Annotated in this window: 18 protein-coding genes; 12 read left to right on the top strand and 6 right to left on the bottom strand. The window is 60.1% G+C overall.

The genetic code is table 11. From position 1 onward, the window contains the following. Positions 1-58 precede the first annotated feature (58 nt). Positions 59-505, bottom strand: coding sequence for a response regulator (locus ACA059_RS29155; protein WP_497631874.1), 447 nt, complete (start codon positions 503-505; stop codon positions 59-61). Between the two features lie 253 nt (positions 506-758). Here ACA059_RS29155 and ACA059_RS29160 point away from each other — a divergent pair, with 253 nt between their 5' ends. The 8 genes from ACA059_RS29160 (at position 759) to ACA059_RS29195 (ending at position 9926) form a co-directional block, all read left to right on the top strand. Next, the gene (locus ACA059_RS29160; protein ID WP_497634745.1) at positions 759-2699 is read left to right on the top strand and encodes a putative nucleotidyltransferase substrate binding domain-containing protein; all 1941 of its coding nucleotides are present in this window, start codon (positions 759-761) and stop codon (positions 2697-2699) included. Next, on the top strand, positions 2696-3403 hold the full coding sequence (locus ACA059_RS29165) for a 3'-5' exonuclease (RefSeq protein ID WP_497631875.1): 708 nt from the start codon (positions 2696-2698) through the stop codon (positions 3401-3403). Before ACA059_RS29160 ends, ACA059_RS29165 begins: the two co-directional genes overlap by 4 nt. 224 nt (positions 3404-3627) lie before the next feature. Further along, complete coding sequence (locus tag ACA059_RS29170; protein WP_497631876.1) at positions 3628-4146, top strand: RNA polymerase sigma factor; 519 nt, start codon at positions 3628-3630, stop codon at positions 4144-4146. Continuing rightward, positions 4143-5129: a FecR domain-containing protein gene (locus ACA059_RS29175; RefSeq protein WP_497631877.1), complete on the top strand. Its 987-nt coding sequence runs from the start codon at positions 4143-4145 to the stop codon at positions 5127-5129. Before ACA059_RS29170 ends, ACA059_RS29175 begins: the two co-directional genes overlap by 4 nt. A gap of 201 nt (positions 5130-5330) precedes the next feature. Next, positions 5331-7760, top strand: a complete 2430-nt coding sequence (locus ACA059_RS29180) for a TonB-dependent siderophore receptor (RefSeq protein WP_497631878.1) — start codon at positions 5331-5333, stop codon at positions 7758-7760. A 72-nt stretch (positions 7761-7832) separates the two neighbouring features. Continuing rightward, positions 7833-8963: a PepSY-associated TM helix domain-containing protein gene (locus tag ACA059_RS29185; protein WP_497631879.1), complete on the top strand. Its 1131-nt coding sequence runs from the start codon at positions 7833-7835 to the stop codon at positions 8961-8963. After that, positions 8960-9139: a hypothetical protein gene (locus ACA059_RS29190; protein WP_140674740.1), complete on the top strand. Its 180-nt coding sequence runs from the start codon at positions 8960-8962 to the stop codon at positions 9137-9139. Before ACA059_RS29185 ends, ACA059_RS29190 begins: the two co-directional genes overlap by 4 nt. Positions 9140-9296: 157 nt before the next feature. After that, a complete protein-coding gene (locus ACA059_RS29195; RefSeq protein ID WP_497631880.1) occupies positions 9297-9926 on the top strand; it encodes a glutathione S-transferase in 630 nt (209 codons plus the stop codon). A 181-nt stretch (positions 9927-10107) separates the two neighbouring features. Here the strand turns inward: ACA059_RS29195 and creD are convergent, their stop codons facing one another. From creD to rloA2, 4 genes are all read right to left on the bottom strand, one after another. Beyond that, positions 10108-11478, bottom strand: coding sequence for a cell envelope integrity protein CreD (gene creD / locus ACA059_RS29200; RefSeq protein WP_497631881.1), 1371 nt, complete (start codon positions 11476-11478; stop codon positions 10108-10110). A gap of 175 nt (positions 11479-11653) precedes the next feature. Continuing rightward, positions 11654-13081: a two-component system sensor histidine kinase CreC gene (gene creC, locus ACA059_RS29205; RefSeq protein WP_497631882.1), complete on the bottom strand. Its 1428-nt coding sequence runs from the start codon at positions 13079-13081 to the stop codon at positions 11654-11656. Further along, entirely contained in the window at positions 13081-13761 is a 681-nt protein-coding gene (gene creB, locus ACA059_RS29210; RefSeq protein WP_497631883.1) for a two-component system response regulator CreB, read from the bottom strand. The genes creC and creB overlap by 1 nt, the downstream gene beginning before the upstream one ends. 74 nt (positions 13762-13835) lie before the next feature. Continuing rightward, the gene (gene rloA2 / locus ACA059_RS29215) at positions 13836-14342 is read right to left on the bottom strand and encodes a retropepsin-like aspartic peptidase RloA2 (RefSeq protein ID WP_497631884.1); all 507 of its coding nucleotides are present in this window, start codon (positions 14340-14342) and stop codon (positions 13836-13838) included. 269 nt (positions 14343-14611) lie between these two features. Between rloA2 and yihG the strand changes: the two genes are divergently transcribed. After that, entirely contained in the window at positions 14612-15499 is an 888-nt protein-coding gene (yihG, locus tag ACA059_RS29220) for a 1-acylglycerol-3-phosphate O-acyltransferase, YihG family (protein WP_497631885.1), read from the top strand. Here yihG and ACA059_RS29225 read toward each other — a convergent pair whose 3' ends face one another. After that, positions 15500-16054 carry a DUF2780 domain-containing protein gene (locus tag ACA059_RS29225; protein WP_497631886.1) on the bottom strand — a complete coding sequence of 185 codons (555 nt, stop codon included), beginning with the start codon at positions 16052-16054 and terminating at the stop codon, positions 15500-15502. 320 nt (positions 16055-16374) lie between these two features. On the opposite strand from ACA059_RS29225, the gene ACA059_RS29230 reads away from it, so the two are divergent. From ACA059_RS29230 to ACA059_RS29240, 3 genes are read left to right on the top strand one after another with little or no spacing between them, the layout of a single operon-like run. Next, complete coding sequence (locus ACA059_RS29230) at positions 16375-16965, top strand: fasciclin domain-containing protein (protein WP_497631887.1); 591 nt, start codon at positions 16375-16377, stop codon at positions 16963-16965. A gap of 54 nt (positions 16966-17019) precedes the next feature. Beyond that, on the top strand, positions 17020-17655 hold the full coding sequence (locus tag ACA059_RS29235; protein ID WP_497631888.1) for a sigma-70 family RNA polymerase sigma factor: 636 nt from the start codon (positions 17020-17022) through the stop codon (positions 17653-17655). After that, complete coding sequence (locus tag ACA059_RS29240) at positions 17652-18326, top strand: anti-sigma factor (protein WP_497631889.1); 675 nt, start codon at positions 17652-17654, stop codon at positions 18324-18326. The genes ACA059_RS29235 and ACA059_RS29240 overlap by 4 nt, the downstream gene beginning before the upstream one ends. Positions 18327-18416: the final 90 nt, after the last annotated feature.

An 18416-nucleotide genomic window follows, 5' to 3' on the forward strand; every position in this document is an offset into this window, starting at 1 on the left:
CGCCGGACAAAAAAAGCCCTGATCGAAAGATCAGGGCTTTTTTGTTTCAAATCGATTCCTACACATCCATTCCCAATTCATGCTTGACCAGTGCCAACAACTTGTCGGTATCGACAGGCTTGAGCAGGAAGTCGACCACGCTTAAATGCATCGCAGCGATCGCATCTTTTACGTCAGCGTCACCGGAAACGATGATGATCGGCATTGCCGCCCGAACCGACTCACGAACCTGACGAATCAGGTCCAGGCCATCGACATTTCCCATCCGCAGATCGGTAATCACCAGGCCAATCGATGGCATCGTCTCCAACATCTTTAGTGCAGTTTCGCCACTGGCGGCAGTCATGCAGCGCACCCCGTCCAGCGCCAGAATCTCCGACAGCAACTCGCGCGCATCTTTATCGTCGTCGACGATCAGCACCCGCTGCGGCGGCAGGTCAGGTTCCAGCATGACGTCACTCAGCGCCTTGCGCTCGGCGTCACTCAAAATATCGTGGTCGGACATGGCTTACTCTACGTTTTCATTTCAATTCCCTAGCACATCCGTCAGACATCGCTAAGCAGACCTTCAATGTGCACGTCGTCGGAAAAGTTTCCTATAGCCAATGTAGGAGGTTTTTCCCACAGTTGCGTCAGACATTTCCCAAATACCGACATCCGTACTGCCTACCTAGACTTACGTCCAATGGGCACCCTCCGCGCAGGGGCCGACCATGGCTCAGTCATCCGACAACAACAATTCAAAAAAGACTGCGGTAATGGTTATGAGTAAAGAGGACGCCTTCACACAGGCAGGGAAAACCGCGGTGTTGCAGAACATCCAGGGCACGTTGCAATTCCTTCAGCGCTTCCCGCCCTTCAATCAAATGGAACACGCCCACCTGGCGTACCTGGTCGAGCAGTGTCAGCTGCGTTTTTATGCGCCCGGCGAGAGCATCCTCAAGCCCGCCGACGGCCCGGTTGAGCATTTCTACATCGTCAAGCAAGGCCGGGTCGTAGGTGAACGCCCCCATACGGCCAAGGGCGGCACCGAAACCACTTTCGAAATCACCACCGGCGAGTGTTTCCCCCTCGCCGCCCTGCTGGGTGAGCGTGCGACTCGTACCGAACATCTGGCCTCCGAAGACACCTTCTGCCTACAACTGAACAAGCTGGCATTCATCAAACTGTTCGCGCTTTCCAACGCGTTTCGCGACTTTGCCCTACGTGGCGTGAGCAGCCTGCTGGATCAGGTCAACCAGCAAGTCCAGCAAAAAGCCGTGGAAACCCTCGGCACCCAGTACTCGCTCAATACCCGCCTGGGCGAATTGGCCATGCGCCACCCGGTGACCTGCAGCCCGACCACACCACTGCGTGAAGCCGTGACCCTGATGCACGAGCAGCAGGTCGGCAGCATTGTGGTGGTCGACGAACATAAAGCGCCGCTGGGGATTTTCACCCTGCGCGACCTGCGCCATGTGGTCGCCGAGGGCACTAACGATTTCAACGAGGCTATCGAGCGCCACATGACCCAGGCGCCGTTTTACCTGTCGCCGGACCACAGCGCCTTCGATGCGGCGATTGCCATGACCGAGCGGCACATCGCCCACGTCTGTCTGGTGAAGGATCATCGCCTGTGTGGCGTGGTTTCGGAACGTGATCTGTTTTCCCTGCAACGGGTCGATCTGGTGCATCTGGCGCGGACTATCCGCAGCGCCCAGAAGGTGGAAAATCTGGTCGCGATGCGCGGCGAGATCGGCCAACTGGTAGAACGCATGCTGGCCCACGGCGCCTCTTCAACTCAGATCACGCACATCATCACCCTGCTCAACGACCACACCGTGTGCCGGGTGATCGAACTGACCCTCGCCGAGAAAGGCGACCCCGGTATTCCGTTCAGCTGGCTGTGCTTCGGCAGTGAAGGCCGTCGCGAACAGACGCTGCACACCGATCAGGACAACGGCATTCTGTTCGAAGCCCGGGACGCGGCCCACGCCGCCGAGATTCGCGGCAAATTGCTGCCCATCGCCCAGAACATCAACCAAAGCCTGGCGCTCTGCGGTTTCACTCTGTGCAAGGGCAACATCATGGCCGGCAACCCTGAGCTGTGTCTGTCCCGGGCCGAATGGTCGCGACGTTTTGCGGCGTTTATCCGCGAGGCCACCCCGGAGAACTTGTTGGGTTCGAGCATTTACTTCGACTTGCGGGTGGTCTGGGGCGACGAGCAAGGCTGCGAGCAGCTGCGTCAGGGCATTCTCGATCAGGTGAATGACAACCGGCTGTTCCAACGGATGATGGCCGAGAACGCCCTGCGCAACCGTCCGCCTGTAGGACGTTTCCGTGAGTTCGTACTGGCTCGCAAGAATGGCGAGAAAGCCACTCTGGACTTGAAAGTCCAGGGGCTGACGCCGTTTGTCGACGGTGCCCGACTGCTCGCGTTGGCCCACGGGGTCGAGGCGAACAACACGCTGGAGCGCTTTCGCCAACTGGTGGACAAAGAAGTCATCGAACGGCTGGACGGTGCCGCGTACGAAGAGGCGTATCACTTCATCCAGCAAGCCCGCATGCAGCAACATCAGCTACAAACCCGGGAGAACTTGCCCTACTCCAACCGGGTCGATCCAGACAGCCTCAATCATCTGGATCGACGGATCCTGCGTGAATCCCTGCGCCAGGCACAACGCCTGCAAAGCAGCCTGGCCCTGCGGTATCAGCTATGAGCCTGTTTTCATGGCTGCGCCCGGCAGGTCCCAGCCTTCCCGGCGAACTTCAACAACGTCTGCAACGCTTGCCTTCGGCGGCAGAGCTGGGCGAATGCAGCCTGCGCGAACAGCGCTGGGTGGTGCTCGACCTGGAAACCACCGGATTGAACCTGAACAGGGATCGGGTGTTGTCCATCGGCGCGGTGGTGATCGAGGACGGGGCCATCGACTTCAGCCAGCAGTTCGAACGCACGTTGCAATGCGCCGACATGAAGTTGGCTCCCAGTGTATTGATCCATGGCCTGGGGCCGAGTGCGATTGCCGCGGGCAGCGATCCGGCTCAGGCCCTGGTCGAATTCATGGAATTTGTTGGCGACAGCCCGGTGCTGGCGTTTCACGCGCCGTTCGATCAGCACATGCTCGGGCGGGCGCTGAAAGATCATCTGGGCTACAAGTTGCAGCATCCATTTCTGGATGTGGCAGACATCGCGCCGCTGCTTTGCCCTCAGGCGCACATTCGCGATGCCGGGCTGGATGAGTGGATCGACTGGTTCAAACTGGAAGTGTTCGAGCGCCACAATGCCAGTGCCGATGCGCTGGCCACCGCTGAGCTGGCGTTGATTCTGTTCAGCCGGGCGCGGCAGCTGCAGATTCATAGCCCGTTGAATCTGCAGCAGCGGATGAATCAGTGGAAACGCAAACAGCGCGCGCCTTCGTTTTAACAGCCCCACAATCCCCTGTAGGAGCTGTCGAGTGAAACGAGGCTGCGATCTTTTGACTTTGTTTTTTTAAAAGCAAGATCAAAAGATCGCAGCCTCGTTTCACTCGACAGCTCCTACAGTCTTCTGCCCCCCGACCCGACCAGCGCCAATTGCTTACCTCCCCCGCCTCTGCCACAATCGCGAACAATTCTCGTTAGTTAACACTTCCCAATCGGTGATGCTGCGTGTCGTCAGTCCAAAGCCCTCAAAGTGAGCTCGTTGGTGCGTTGTATCGCGACCATCGCGGTTGGCTATTGGCCTGGCTGCGACGCAATGTGGCCTGTCCGCAACGGGCCGAAGACCTGAGTCAGGACACTTTCGTGCGTTTGCTGGGTCGTGAAGAACTGAAGGAGCCGCGTGAACCGCGCGCGTTTCTGGTGGCGATTGCCAAGGGTCTGCTGTTCGACTATTTCCGCCGCGCCGCGCTGGAACAGGCCTACCTCACCGAACTGATGCTGATCCCCGCAGGTGAACAACCGTCGGTGGAGGAACAGCAACTGATCCTCGAAGACCTCAAAGCCATCGACCGCCTGCTCGGCAAGCTCTCAAGCAAGGCCCGGGCAGCTTTTCTCTATAACCGTCTCGACGGCCTCGGCCACTCCGAAATCGCCGTGCGCCTAGGTGTGTCAGTGCCCCGGGTGCGTCAGTATTTGGCCCAAGGCATTCGTCAGTGCTACATCGCGCTGTACGGTGAGCCGGTATGAGTCCGGTCAGCTCCAAACCCGTCTCGGCGCAGGTGCTGGATGCCGCGATTGCCTGGCAGTTGTCCCTGGACTCCGGCAACCCGGTGGAGCGCGAAGAGTTCGCCAAATGGCACGCAGCCCATGAAGAACATGCGCGGGCCTGGCGCCAACTGGGCATGCTCGACCAGCGCTTCAGCGTTGCCAGCGGCCCGGCACGCACCGCGCTACTGCAATCGCGCGAAAGCATTCGCCGGCGTGTGCGCAAACTCTGCAGCGGCGTGGCCAGCATCGTCGCGGTGATCGGGTTGGCGCTGTTCGCCGGTGATCGTTATCTGCCGATCGACTATTGGCTGGCCGACCAGCGCACCGCCACCGGTGAGCAACGCACCCTGCGCCTGACCGACGGCACCCTGATCAACCTCAACACCCACAGTGCCGTGGATGTGCGCTTTGATGAAAAGCAACGGCTGATCATCCTCCAGGAAGGGGAAATTCTCGTCGAAACCGGCCATGGCGACGCTCGGCCGTTTATCGTCGAAACCCGCGAAGGCAGCATGCGCGCGTTGGGGACAAGGTTCCTGGTCAAGCGCGAAGAAGAAGGCACGCGCCTGAGCGTGCTGAAATCGGCGGTGGCGGCCCATCCTGAGTCGAGTCCTGAAGAACAGATTCTGCGTGAAGGCCAGCAAGTCCTGATGCGCAGTAATGGCCTCGGGCCGATCGTCGCGCTCAACCTCGGCGCCGATGCCTGGACCCGCGGCATGCTGGTGGTGGACAACACGCGGCTGGAGGACCTGGTTCATGAACTCGGTCGTTATCGACGCGGGCATCTTGGCGTTGCGCCAGAAATCGCCGACCTGCGCATCACCGGCAGCTTCCCGCTGCACGACACCGATCTGGCCCTGAGCGCCCTGCTGCCGACCTTGCCGGTGCAGATCGAACAGCACACGCCGTGGTGGGTGACGGTCTCGAAGGCTGAAGCCAAACCCGTAGGAGCTGTCGAGTGAAACGAGGCTGCGATCTTTTGATCTGCTCCTAAAAAAACAAAGTCAAAAGATCGCAGCCTCGTTTCACTCGACAGCTTCTACACGCCCCCTACAAAGGCCAGCAATCACTGAATCTAAATTATTTTCAATCAGCCCTATCACTTTTGAATTCTCGTTCGGCACCTAGGCAATTGAGAAATATTTCCATTCAGGAGCCGCTGTATGTCCCGTTCGCTAGACACCTTGTTGCGCCCCAGTTTGCTGGCGATTGCCATTGCCCTTTGTGCCCCTCTGGCCAGCAGTCAGCTGATGGCCGCTGAACAGGCGTCCAGCGTTCGCGCCTACAACCTGCCGGCCGCGCCATTGGCCAGCACCCTGAACCAGATCGCCAGCCAGGCCGGCCTGGCGCTGTCGTTGAATCCTTCACTGGCGGCAGGCAAGACCTCGGCGCCGGTCAAAGGCCAGTTCGACGCAGCCGGCGCCCTGCGCGAAGCCTTGCGCGGCACCGGTCTGCAACTGGAACAGAGCAGTGCCGGCACTTACAGCCTGGTGGCCGTGCCTGAAGGCGTGATGGCCCTGCCGGAAACCGCCGTCATTGGCGTGGAAAACACCGAAAGTGCCTGGGGACCGGTGCAAGGTTACCTGGCGACCCGCACTGCCGCCGGTACCAAGACCGATACCGCACTGGTCGAAGTGCCGCGTTCGATTTCGGTGGCTACTCGTGAGCAAATGGACGACCGCAATGTGCACAGCCTCGATGACGCCGTGCGCTACATGCCCGGCATCGTCGCCAGCAGCTACGGCAGCGACACCCGCGCCGACTGGCTGCGCGTACGGGGTTTCGAACCGACGCAGTTCCTCGATGGCCTGCCACTGCCAAAAGGCGTGTACGCCAACCCGAAACAGGAAACCTGGAACCTCGACCGACTCGCCCTGCTGCGCGGCCCGGCCTCGTCGGTTTACGGCCAGACCCCGCCAGGCGGCTTGCTGGACATGGTCAGCCGTCGTCCCAGCGCCGAGTCGAGCAGCGAAATCCAGGTGCAATACGGCAGCGACAACCATCGCCAGATCAACTTCGCCAGCACCGGCAAGATCGATGACGAAGGCCAGTTTCTCTACGGTCTGAGCGGTGTGGTGCGCGACAGCGGCACGCAGATCGACCACGTCGACAACAAGCGCTACAACATCGCACCGAGCCTGACCTGGAACATCGACGAAGACACCAAGTTCACCCTGCTCACCCAGTTCACTCGTGACGATACCGGCATCACCAGCCAGTTCCTGCCGGTGCAGGGCACCAAGATCCATTCGCCGCTCGGCAAGATTTCCCATCACAAGAACCTCGGCGACCCGGACTGGGAATTCTACGACCGCACCTACTACGCGCTGGGCTATGCCTTTGAACATCGTTTGAACGATGTCTGGCAGTTCAAGCAGAACCTGCGGTACACCAAATCGGACCTGTCCTTCCAGGCCCTCACTCCCGGCGCCTACCCATTCACCCAGGTCGATGCCGAGGGCAACGTTGGTCGCTCGAGCACCAGTGTCGACGAGGACATCAGCCAGTTCGCCGTGGACAACAACTTCCAGGGCGACTTCGCAACCGGCGACATCCGTCACACCCTGCTGATCGGCCTCGATCATCAGCGCACCAACAACAACTACACCTCGATCTTCGGCGACGGTCTGACCACCAACGTCAACAACCCGATCTATGGCCAACCCATCGTTCGTCCGCCGCGTTCGGCGGCGTTTTATGACTACAACCAGAAGACCTACCAGACCGGCCTGTACGTTCAGGACCAAATGGCCCTCGACCAATGGCGTCTGACGTTGGGTGGTCGTGAAGACTGGGTCCACACCGGCACCAAGTTCTTCAACAAAGGCGATGCCACCAACACCGAGCGCGACAAGAACTTCAGCGGCAACGCGGCGATCAGCTACGTGTTCGACTCGGGCTTCGTGCCCTACTTGTCCTACGCTGAGTCGTTCCAGCCGACCAGCAACGCCACGGCATCGCCGACCGATTCGTTCAAGCCGACTGAAGGCAAGCAGTGGGAACTGGGCATCAAGTACCAACCGCCTGGCAGCAGCACCCTGCTGACCGCTGCGGTCTACGACCTGACCCAGAAAAACGTCTCCGTCACCACGACCAACTCGAACAACGTTTCGGTCACCAGCCAGACCGGTGAAGTGAAAGTCAAAGGTCTGGAACTGGAAGCCGTCTCCGACGTGACCGAGAACCTCAAGGTGATCGCCGCTTATACCCTGGCCAAATCCGAAGTGCAGAAAGGCGATTTCAAAGGCAATCGCCTGCAACTGATGCCTAACCAGCAGGCGTCCCTGTGGACCGATTACACCTGGCACAACGGCGTGCTGGACGGTTTCGGCATCGGCGCCGGCGCTCGCTACACCGGCAACACCTACGGCGACCAAGGCAATACCTCGCTCGGCAAGGCTGACGCCTACACCGTGTTCGACGCCGCGGTTCATTACGACCTGGGCCGTCTGGACAACAGTCTCAAAGGCGCCTCCCTGGCCCTGAACGCCACCAACCTGTTCGACAAGGACTACATCTCCACCTGCGACAGTTTCTACTGCTACTACGGCGACCAACGCAGCGTCGTCGCCAGTGCCACTTACAAGTGGTAATGGTCTGACCTGACACGCCCAAGTCCCGAGCCGTCCGACATGGACGGCTTTGGTATTTCTGAAGGCTATGAAATGAAAAGCAAAACAATTCGCCGCTGGTCCTTCGTCCATACCTGGACCAGCCTGATCTGCACCGTGTTCCTGCTGATGCTCGCGCTGACCGGCCTCCCGTTGATCTTCCATCACGAGATCGACCACCTGCTGGGCGATGCCGCTGAATTGAAGGCAATGCCGGCGGACACCCCGCAGCAGAATTTGCAGCAGTTGGTGCAGGCGGCTGAAAAGCATCGTCCCGGCGAAGTCATGCAGTATTTCGGCTTTGACGAAGACGAGCCCAACGCCGCGATCACGATCATGGCGGCCACCGCCGGCACTGAACCGAATTCGTCTCACACCTTCATGCTCGACGCCCGCACCGGTGAAGCGCTGGAGATGCCGTCGGCCAACGGCGGCTTCATGATGATCATGTTGCGCCTGCACGTGGACATGTTCGCCGGTCTGCCGGGCAAGTTGCTGCTGGCGTTCATGGGCATTCTGTTCGTGGTAGCGATTGTCTCCGGGACGGTGCTGTACCTGCCGTTCATGCGGCGTCTGAAATTCGCCACCGTGCGCCAAGACAAATCCACCCGCCTGCGCTGGCTCGATCTGCACAATTTGATCGGCGTGGTAACCCTGACCTGGGCCTTGGTGGTCGGCGTCACCGGCGTCATCAGCGCTTGCGCCGACCTGTTGATCGCCGCGTGGCGCAACGACAGCCTGAGCGCGATGGTCGCACCGTACCGCGATGCGCCGCCACTGACACAACTGGCGCCCGCGACCCGCTTGCTCGACATCGCCAAGGAAGTCGCACCGGGCATGCAGCCGGACTTCATCGCCTTCCCCGGCACACGTTTCTCCAGCGAACACCATTACGCGGTGTTCATGAAAGGCAGCACTCACCTGACCTCGCACCTGCTGACACCGGTGCTGATCGACGCCAGCACGCTGCAAGTCACCGCCGTGGCCGAACGCCCGTGGTACATGGACGCCATGGGCATGTCGCAACCGTTGCACTTCGGTGATTACGGCGGCATGCCGATGAAGATCCTCTGGGCGACCCTGGATGGGCTGACCATCATCGTCCTCGGTAGCGGGGTTTACCTGTGGGTGGTACGGCGCAAGGCTGCGAAACCCGTGCCCGAGAACGCGGAGAGTCCAGCATGAGGCCGCGGCAGTCGAATTTCTGGAAGGTCTTCTCCACCCCCACGGTTATCGCCCTGCTCAGTGCGGCGGGGTTGTTTGCCGCGTTGCTGGGGGATGGCGTGTGGGACGCCCTGAGCTGGCTTGGCCTGGGCGTTCCCGCCGCCCTCGCCCTGCGCGGCCTGCTGCAACGCCGGTAACAACACCGAACCTGTGGGAGCGAAGCTTGCTCGCGATGGGATCGACGCGGTCATTCAGTCAGACCGCGGTGATCCCATCGCGAGCAAGCTTCGCTCCTACAAGTTGCGTGATCCACGCGCTATGCTGCCCAGCACTGTCCCACACCGAGACGCTGCCATGTCCGCCCCCAGCATGACCCTGTTCCACAACCCGTTGTCGCCCTTCGTTCGCAAAGTCATGGTGCTGCTGCACGAAACCGGTCAACAGGACCGCGTGGCGCTGCAAAACTGCGTGCTCACACCGGTCAGCCCGGACCTGATACTCAACGAAGACAACCCGCTGGGTAAAATCCCGGCCTTGCGCCTGGCCGATGGCAACGTCATCCATGACAGCCGGGTGATCCTCGATTACCTCGACCACCAGCACGTCGGCAACCCGCTGATACCGCGCGACGGCTCGGCCCGCTGGCGGCGCCTGACCCTGGCCTCCCTGGCCGACGGGATCATGGACGCTGCGGTGCTGATTCGTTATGAGGTCGCCCTGCGTGCCCCGGAAAAACACTGGGATGAATGGCTCGATGGCCAGCGCGAGAAGATTCGTCGTGGCCTGGCATTGCTGGAAGCGGACGCGATTGCCGAGCTGGCCAGCCATTTCGATGTGGCGGCGATCAGTGTTGCCTGTGCGTTGGGTTACCTCGATTTGCGCCATCCGGATCTGGAATGGCGCACGACGAATCCGAAGCTGGCGAACTGGTACTTTGAGGTGAGTCAGCGGCCTTCGATGCTGGCGACTATGCCGAAGATCTGATCTTTGGCCGGCCATGCCGGCCTCAGAAGATCGCAGCCTACGGCAGCTCCTACGCCGAACGCGTACTCCTGTAGGAGCTGCCGCAGGCTGCGATCTTTTGATCTTTCGGGAAACAACCCGTAAATCAACGCCGCCAACTTTTCCCCCTCCCACTGATCCTCACGCAACCCCAACGACCGGCTCATTCCACCACCCCGATATCAAACGCCAACGGCTTGGCCGACTTCGGCCCAATCCCATACCAATCCAGCTTGCGGGTCAGCACCATAAACACGCCCAACAACCCGAACAACAGCAGCGACCCCATCAACAACGCGTAATCCTCTGCACTGAGCAAGCCATAGAGCAAGCCATACAACGCCGCCAATCCCGCCGAAAAACTCAAGCCGTGACGCACGCTGCGCAGCACATGGCAGACATAAAAACCGATCAACAACACACAGCTGCCCGCCGACAACAGGTACGCCAGGGCAAAGCCGATGTGCTCGGACAGCGACAGCAACAGCAGGTAGAAAAACGCCAGGGCCACGCCCACCAGCGCGTATTGCACCGGGTGTACCGCCAGGCTTTTCAGCACTTCGAAGAGGAAGAAACCGGCGAAGGTCAGGACGATAAACAGCAACGCATATTTGATGGCCCGATCACTCTTCAGGTACTGATCCACCGGGTCGATGAAACTCACGCCGAAACTGCGGCCGGTATAGGCTTCGCAACCGCCGCCGGACACGCAACTGCTCAAGGCCTCTTGCAAATTGGTGGAGAAAAACGAGGTCTGCCAATGGGCGGTGAAACCCTGATCACTGACTTCACGCTGGGCCGGCAGGTAGTTGCCGATGAAACTCGGATGCGGCCAATTGGCGGCCAGTGATACTTTGCTGGTTTTGCCCACCGGAAGAATCTGCAACTGGCCAGTGCCTTGCAGACGCAGGTCGAAACCGAAGGCCAGTTCTGTGGCTTGCTTCGCGTCGAGCGCCGGCAGGGTGACATGCACGCCCTCCCCCAACCAGCCCACCTGGCTACCCGGCACGAAGTCCAGTTTCAAACCATTGAGCTCGAGTTTCAGGGCATTTTCGATGCCGCGGATGTCGCTGATCCCGACCGCCAAAAATGGCTGATCGAACTGGTAATCGGCGAAATCCTCCTTGATACCCAATTGAGCAGGGACCGAAAAATGCCCGCTGATGCGGTTGTCCGCATGAAACAGACGCGCCTCATAAATGCCCCGGGAACGCAGTTCCGTCTGGACCTGGCCGTCGAGTTCGAAACGCTCCGGGAGGAAATACAAACGGCCGCGTTCTTCACCCACTTCCTGGTAACGCTCGTTGGTTTTCTCGTTGAGCTTCCAGGTGCGCACCACTTTGCGATACGGCACCACCATCAGCGGCCCGCTCAGTTGCTGGCTGTAGCTGGAACTGCGGGCGATGTCTTCGAGGACACCATCGCGCAGTTGCTGGCGATCCTGGATCACGCCGTTGATCATCAGGAGCGGGATCAGCAACAACAGAATCAGAAGGGCAATTGCCCCGAGTTTTATAGTCAGGCTGCGGTTCATGGGACTCTCCCTGTTTGGATGGGGAGAGTCTGGGATCTGTGTGTGGGAGATTTATGGGGGGAATGTGGGGTTTGTGTGGAGTTGAGAAAAAGATCGTCCGAACGCGGCCCGAGCCTTCGGCAGCTCCTACAGAATTTACGCGTTCCCCTGTAGGAGCTGCCGAAGGCTGCGATCTTTAACGGTCTGAAGGCAAACGCAAACTCACTTGAATGCCACCGTCGACGTTACCAATACTCATCACCCCGCCATGCAGCTTCATCACTTCCTCAACGAAGTTGAGCCCCAACCCCGTGCTCTTGCGCCCGCTGTCCGGTCGCGGCAGTGAATAGAAGCGCTCGCTCAGTCGCGGCAACGCATAGTCGGGAATGGCCTCGGCCTGATTGAACAGCCTGAACTCAATTTGCTCCCCAATGCGTTCGGCGCTGAATCGCAGCAAGCCCTGAGCCGGGGTGAAATCCAAAGCGTTCTCCAGCAGATTGCCCAGCGCCTGACGCAACAGAAACGGTTCACCGGTCAGCACCAGGTCCGCTGCAATGGTTTGTTCCACGCGCAACTGCTTGCCTTCGATGCGCGCCGCCTGAGCGCTCAGCAATTCATCCACCAACTTCGCCAGCGGCACCGCCACCCGCTCTTCCAGCCCTTGGCGTTGCTCGACCTGGGCCAGATTCAACAGGCGCTCGATCAACTGCTGCATCCGCGCACTTTCGCTGTCGATGTTGCTGACAAAACGCTGCTGCTGAGCCAGCGGCATCTCGCCTTGCAGCAACTCCGCCGCGCCGCGAATCGCCGCCAGTGGGCTTTTCAGTTCGTGCGTCAATGTGTGCACGTAACGCTCGACGTAGGCTTTGCCTTCGAGCTGCGTGCGCATCTGCTCCACCGCTGTCGCCAGTTGCTCCAGCTCGCCACCACGGTAGTGCGGAACCTCGACCCGCCGGCCTTCACTCACGGCCTGTGCATAAGCAGTCAATCGTCGCAACGCCGCGCTCAACCACCAGGACAACAACGCACCGAACAGCAGACCGAGGCCGATCAACCCGGCGCCCCAGGCAAGCAATCGCCGTTCGGTGCGGTCAACGTATGGCTGCAACGAGCTGTTGGGTTTGGCCACGGTAACCACGCCGATGATCTGGCCGTTGTCGCGAATCGGGGCGCCGACGTGCATCACTGAGGAGTTCGGATCGTCCGGATCGCTGCGGCTGGAGCGAGCGCCGTATTCGCCTCGCAGGGTCAGTAAAACGTCGTTCCAGCGCGAGTAATCCTGCCCCACTGCCACACCGCTGGAGTCCAGTACCACAACACCCTTGGCATCGGTGACGTAGATACGGTGGTTGACTTGATTCTTCGGCAAGCCCCAGATGTTCGCCTTCGGTTGCCGTTCGCCATAAGCCTTGAGCAGCTCGGGCCAGCGGTTCTGATTCAGGGTGCCGGCCTTGAAGTCGTCGCGCAGGATTTCGGCCATCAGGTTGGCGGTGTCGACCAGCGTTTCTTCGGTGGACTGGCGCACACCGGGACGGATTTCTTCCATCACGGTGTTCAGCACGAAGTAACCGGTCAGGCCGATAAACAGCACATAGACCAGAAAAATCCGGATCCCCAGAGGCATCAGCTACGCCCCGGGCTGTAGCTGTAGCCGAGGCCGCGATGGGTCTGGATCGGTTCCGCGTCGGCTTTCACCTGGCGTAATTTGGCGCGCAAGCTTTTGATGTGGCTGTCGATGCTGCGCTCGTACCCGGCATCGGCGGCGACGCCCAGCGCATCGAGCAGCTGCTCGCGGCTGAAGACGCGTTCGGGTTGGTCCAGCAGGCATTGCAGCAGACGGAATTCATGGCGGGTCAGGGTTAGCAGCTGACCGCGATAGCTGATCTGCACCCGTTCGCTGTCAATGCGAAACAGCACCGATGCCACCTCGGCGGTCGCTCGCGGCGCCATGCGCTTGAGAATCGCCCGGACCCGCGCCGCCACTTCCCGTGGGCTGAACGGCTTGACCACGTAATCGTCGGCACCGATTTCCAGGCCCACGACGCGATCGATTTCCGCATCACGGGCGCTGAGGAAGATCACCGGCACTTCGCTGAAACGCCGCAATTGCTTGCAGGTCTCGAAGCCGCTGATGTCCGGCAGACCAATGTCGAGAATGATCAGGTCGGCCGGGGTCTGGCGCTGATGCTCAAGCGCAGCGGCGCCAAGGCTCAGCCAGGTGGTGGTGAAGCCCTCGCCCTGCAAGGCGAAAATCAGGGTGTCGGCAATCGCCGCTTCGTCTTCGACAATCAGGATATGAGGCATGGCGTCCGAGCCCGGGAGTTAAGTGGGCGAACGGTGCCCCAAGGCTCACGTCACGTCAATGAGACCACTTGAAATCAGCAGTCGGGTTTGTCCGCCGTAAAGCGCCGTGCCGGGTTCACCGCCGCGCCGAACTCACGCAAGGCTTTGGCACCGATCAACAAAGGGTAGTTGAAGCTGCTGCGGTCGGTAAGGTTGACCTCCACGGTGCGCTTAACGTTGCCCAGGCACAGTTCCAGATCGACCACCGGACGCTTGGTGGGTTCGACCGCTTCGTTGTCATCCTCGTCTTCTTCAGAGCGGGTCTTGATCTTGCTGATCCGCGCGACCTTGTGTTCATAGACCTTGTTGCTCGCGCCTTTGGTGGCGAGGCGAAAGCGCACCCACTCGTCGCCATCGCGGGCAAAGGTTTCGATGTCTTTGGCCGACAGCGACGCGGTCAGGGCACCGGTGTCCATCTTGGCCTTGAGGACTTCGCCACCGATTTCCGGCAGCGCGATGTATTCGTAGCGCCCGTACAGGGTCGGCTCAGCAGCCAGGACCGGCAGGGCCACGAGGGAAAGCAGTGCAAGGAGGGATTTCACGTAATGGGCTTCCTTGAGGAGTGGGCAGCGGAATTTTAGACCGTTGCCTTTGAATTCGTTCGGCGTCTGCAAAACCAAAGATCAAAAGATCGCAGCCTTCGGCAGCTCCTTGGTGTACGGCGTGCTTTTGTAGGAGCTGCCGAAGGCTGCGATCTTTTCAGCCGACCTCCAGCATAGCGGTTTAAAGGTGAAACATTCGTCGTCGCCGATTTGGCCTGCCGTCCGAAGCTGCTTATCATTGCGCGCCAAAATGCTTTCAAGAGTTATATATGCGCCGCCTGCTCACCGGCTGTTTCGTTACCCTGCTGCTGTTGCTCAACACCCTGGTCCTGTTCGGGCCGCTGATGGTGTTCGCCTTGCTCAAACTGGTCCTGCCCGGGCGCTTGCGTGATTACGCGTCATGGACGGTGATGGGGATCGCCGAGACCTGGGCCGAAATCGACAAGCTGATTTTCCGCCTGTGCATCCCCACGCAATGGGACATCCGTGGCGGCGATGACCTGCGGGTCGACACGTCGTACCTGGTGATCAGCAACCATCAATCCTGGGTGGATATCCCGGCGCTGATCCAAACGCTGAACCGACGCACACCGTTCTTCAAGTTCTTCCTCAAGAAAGAGCTGATCTGGGTGCCGTTCCTGGGACTGGCGTGGTGGGCGCTGGACTACCCGTTCATGAAACGCTACACCAAAGCGTTTCTGGCGAAGCACCCTGAGCTGGCCGGCAAGGATCTGGAGATCACCAAAGCGGCCTGCGAGTTGTACAAGCGTCAGCCGGTGACGGTGGTCAATTACCTGGAAGGCACACGCTATACCGCGGCGAAAAGTGCCCAGCAGCAATCACCTTTCACCCACCTGCTCAAGCCCAAGGCTGGCGGCGTGGCGTTTGTACTGGCGGCAATGGGCGAACAGCTGGACGCCGTTCTCGATGTGACGGTGGTGTATCCGCAGCAGACAATTCCGGGGTTCTGGGATTTGATCAGCGGCAACGTGTCGAGGGTCATCATCGACATCAAGACCCGCGAACTCGACCCGGCGCTGTGGCAGGGCGATTACGAAAATGATCCGCAGTTTCGCGAAATCATCCAGAACTGGGTCAACCAGCTCTGGATCGAGAAGGACCAGCGCATCGACGCATTGCGCGCCGAGCGCCGCTGATCAACTGCCGGTGCCTGCGCCCCAGATCCCGCCCAGGTTTTCCAGCAGCGAACCACCAACGCCCTGCTGACCGAGGTATTGCAGAAGCACCGGGGCAAACTGGCCGATCATGCCGCTGTCCATGCCCAATGCGCTGAAAGCGTTGTTCAGGTCATTGGTGTTCTTCACATTGCCCAAGGCATTGTCCAGACCTGCCGCCTTACCAGACGAGCCGAGCAAACCGCTGAGGGCGCCCAGTTCGCCACCGCCGGACAATTTGTCGATCCCCGGTACGCTTTTGGCCAACTCTGAATAGTCGGTCGAACTCAATTGATTCTTCGCCAGACCGAGCATCGCCCCGGTGCCGCCCACGGCTTGTTGTGGCGTCACGTTCAATTGGCTGAGCGCACTCAGCAGACCGGCCGTCTGCGAGGTCGGCGCGGCCGATGCGGCGGCGTTATCGCCCTTCATGCCGGAAATGGCATTGGCCGCATCGTTCAGGCTGAACTGAGCAAAGACCGGGCTGGCCGCCAGACACATCAGCGAAGCCAGTGCAAAACTGCGTGAAATCTTCATCCAGACATCCTCATGTGCCATGAAAACCGCCCGGCAATGGACGGCGAAAAACCGTGTGTTGGACTGGCATCCCGGGGGATTGTTCCCAGCCCAGTGAGTTTGTCGCGGATTCTGTAGGAGCTGGCGAAGCCTGCGATCTTTTGATCCTGATTGTTGGCGGAATTGAATGCGCTGAAGATCAAAAGATCGCAGGCTTCGCCAGCTCCTACAGGTCCACATCAAAAAAGAATGCAGTCGCGCTGCATCCAGTCTGGCCTCGCCCGCGTATATCAAGCACGGACAGACATTCCTGGCCGATTCCCTGCACGAGGATCATCACCATGAAACGCACGTCGATCAAAACGCCGTTGATTGCCAGCCTGCTGACCCTGGCCCTTGGCGGCGGATTCGCCCTGAACACCGTGCAAGCGGCAGACACGAGCCACGCGGTCATCGTCGGCGGCCAGAGCATGATGCCGAGCAAAGACATCATCGATAACGCGGTGAACTCCGCCGACCACACTACCCTGGTCGCCGCCGTGAAAGCCGCTGGGCTGGTGGATACCCTCAAGGGCAAAGGTCCGTTCACCGTGTTCGCCCCGGTCAACTCGGCCTTCGCCGCCCTGCCGGCCGGCACTGTCGATACCCTGCTCAAACCCGCCAACAAGGCGACCCTGACTCACGTCCTCACCTACCACGTCGTCGCCGGAAAACTCGACATGATGACCCTGGCCGAGAAGATCAAGGCCGGTGGCGGCAAAGCCGAACTGACCACCGTCGCAGGCGGCAAGCTGTGGGCGATGATGAACGGCCCGCACAACATCACGATCAAGGATGAAAAAGGTGACGTCGCCGACATCACCACCTATGACGTGTACCAGTCCAACGGCGTGATTCAGGTCATCGACAAAGTACTGATGCCGAAAAGCTGAAGGATACCGCCGACCCCGCGCTTCGGGGTCGGCGGTTTTCCGAGGTGACCGCCCATGAATGGAACAACGGCGCACCGTGAACTAACCTCTGCCTGCAACCGGCACCTCACGCAGCCCACCTCGATTGCCTGGAGAACTCCCATACCCATCGCCGACGCCGATCAGCTCAGGCAGCTTCTGGCCCAGTGTTCACTGGGCGACCGCCGCGCTTTCGAGACGCTTTACCGCAGCGTCGGCCCACGGCTGCATGGCGTAGCGCTGCGTTTCATGGGGCGGCCGGATCTGGCTGAAGAAGTGCTGCAGGAAAGCTTCGTGCGCATCTGGAACAACGCCTCGCGCTACGAGGCGCATCTGTCGGCACCGCTGACCTGGATGATCAACATCACCCGTCATCAGGCCATCGACCAGTTACGCAAACACCGCGACCGGCCGTTAAGCGACCTTGAAGAACAGACGCTGGTGGATGAAAGCCCTTCGGCCCACGAACAACTCAGCAGTGCCCGTGAGGCCAACGCCTTGAACCGCTGCCTGGAAAGCCTCGACGGCATGCAGCGTCAATCGATCACCGTGGCTTACTTTCAGGGGTTGTCCTGCTCTGAGCTCGCCGAACACCTGGCCGCGCCGCTGGGTTCGGTGAAATCCTGGATCCGCCGCGGTATGGAGCGACTGCGCAGGTGCCTTGAATCATGAACTATCAAACCCCGACCCTGCGCCGCGCCCTCGCCGCCGATTACGCCATTGGCTTGATGCCTTCTGCTGCTCGTCGGCGTTTTGAACAGTTGTTGCTGGAAGACGCGGCGCTTCGTGCAGAATTGGCGCAATGGCAAGAAAGCCTCGCGAGTCTGACCGAAGCGCTGCCCGAGCAGCCGGTGCCGGAGCGGGTGTGGCAGGGAATTACGGCGCGCATAGAACCGCAAGTGCTGCACCTGCCGGAAAAACGTCCGTTCTGGAGCTGGTTACGAGTGACGGCGGCGGTTTGCTCGCTGGTGATCGCCGTGACGTTGGGTGTTATTTATAACCGCGACAGCGCGCGTTACAGCGCCACACTGCTGACGGCCGACGCGCAACCGGCGCTGAAGGTTGAAGCGCATGAAGATTATTTGAACGTTGAGCCGCTGACGCTGGCGGCGGTTGATCCGGGGCGAAGTCTGGAGTTGTGGGCGATTCCGGCGGATGGCAAGCCGATTTCCCTTGGTGTGATTCCGGCTGACGGTAAGGGGCGCGTAGAGCTGAGCGATGCGCAGAAGACGTTGATCGGCAAGCCGATTGCGTTGGCGGTGAGTCTTGAGCCGAAGGGGGGTTCGCCGACGGGGCAACCCACGGGGCCTGTGTTGTATCAAGGGGCGTTGGCGGCACTCTGAAAGCATAAGATCAAAAGATCGCAGCCTTCGGCAGCTCCTACGCCGACCGCGCAAGCCTGTAGGAGCTGCCGAAGGCTGCGATCTTTTGAT

Source organism: Pseudomonas sp. LBUM1647 (genome assembly GCF_059716175.1).

Coding starts and splice junctions, on each gene's coding strand:
- ACA059_RS29155 (WP_497631874.1), bottom strand. CDS start 505: ATGTCCGACCACGATATTTTGAGTGACGCCGAGCGCAAGGCGCTGAGT.
- ACA059_RS29160 (WP_497634745.1), top strand. CDS start 759: ATGGTTATGAGTAAAGAGGACGCCTTCACACAGGCAGGGAAAACCGCG.
- ACA059_RS29165 (WP_497631875.1), top strand. CDS start 2,696: ATGAGCCTGTTTTCATGGCTGCGCCCGGCAGGTCCCAGCCTTCCCGGC.
- ACA059_RS29175 (WP_497631877.1), top strand. CDS start 4,143: ATGAGTCCGGTCAGCTCCAAACCCGTCTCGGCGCAGGTGCTGGATGCC.
- ACA059_RS29180 (WP_497631878.1), top strand. CDS start 5,331: ATGTCCCGTTCGCTAGACACCTTGTTGCGCCCCAGTTTGCTGGCGATT.
- ACA059_RS29185 (WP_497631879.1), top strand. CDS start 7,833: ATGAAAAGCAAAACAATTCGCCGCTGGTCCTTCGTCCATACCTGGACC.
- ACA059_RS29190 (WP_140674740.1), top strand. CDS start 8,960: ATGAGGCCGCGGCAGTCGAATTTCTGGAAGGTCTTCTCCACCCCCACG.
- ACA059_RS29195 (WP_497631880.1), top strand. CDS start 9,297: ATGTCCGCCCCCAGCATGACCCTGTTCCACAACCCGTTGTCGCCCTTC.
- creD (WP_497631881.1), bottom strand. CDS start 11,478: ATGAACCGCAGCCTGACTATAAAACTCGGGGCAATTGCCCTTCTGATT.
- creC (WP_497631882.1), bottom strand. CDS start 13,081: ATGCCTCTGGGGATCCGGATTTTTCTGGTCTATGTGCTGTTTATCGGC.
- creB (WP_497631883.1), bottom strand. CDS start 13,761: ATGCCTCATATCCTGATTGTCGAAGACGAAGCGGCGATTGCCGACACC.
- yihG (WP_497631885.1), top strand. CDS start 14,612: ATGCGCCGCCTGCTCACCGGCTGTTTCGTTACCCTGCTGCTGTTGCTC.
- ACA059_RS29225 (WP_497631886.1), bottom strand. CDS start 16,054: ATGAAGATTTCACGCAGTTTTGCACTGGCTTCGCTGATGTGTCTGGCG.
- ACA059_RS29230 (WP_497631887.1), top strand. CDS start 16,375: ATGAAACGCACGTCGATCAAAACGCCGTTGATTGCCAGCCTGCTGACC.
- ACA059_RS29235 (WP_497631888.1), top strand. CDS start 17,020: ATGAATGGAACAACGGCGCACCGTGAACTAACCTCTGCCTGCAACCGG.
- ACA059_RS29240 (WP_497631889.1), top strand. CDS start 17,652: ATGAACTATCAAACCCCGACCCTGCGCCGCGCCCTCGCCGCCGATTAC.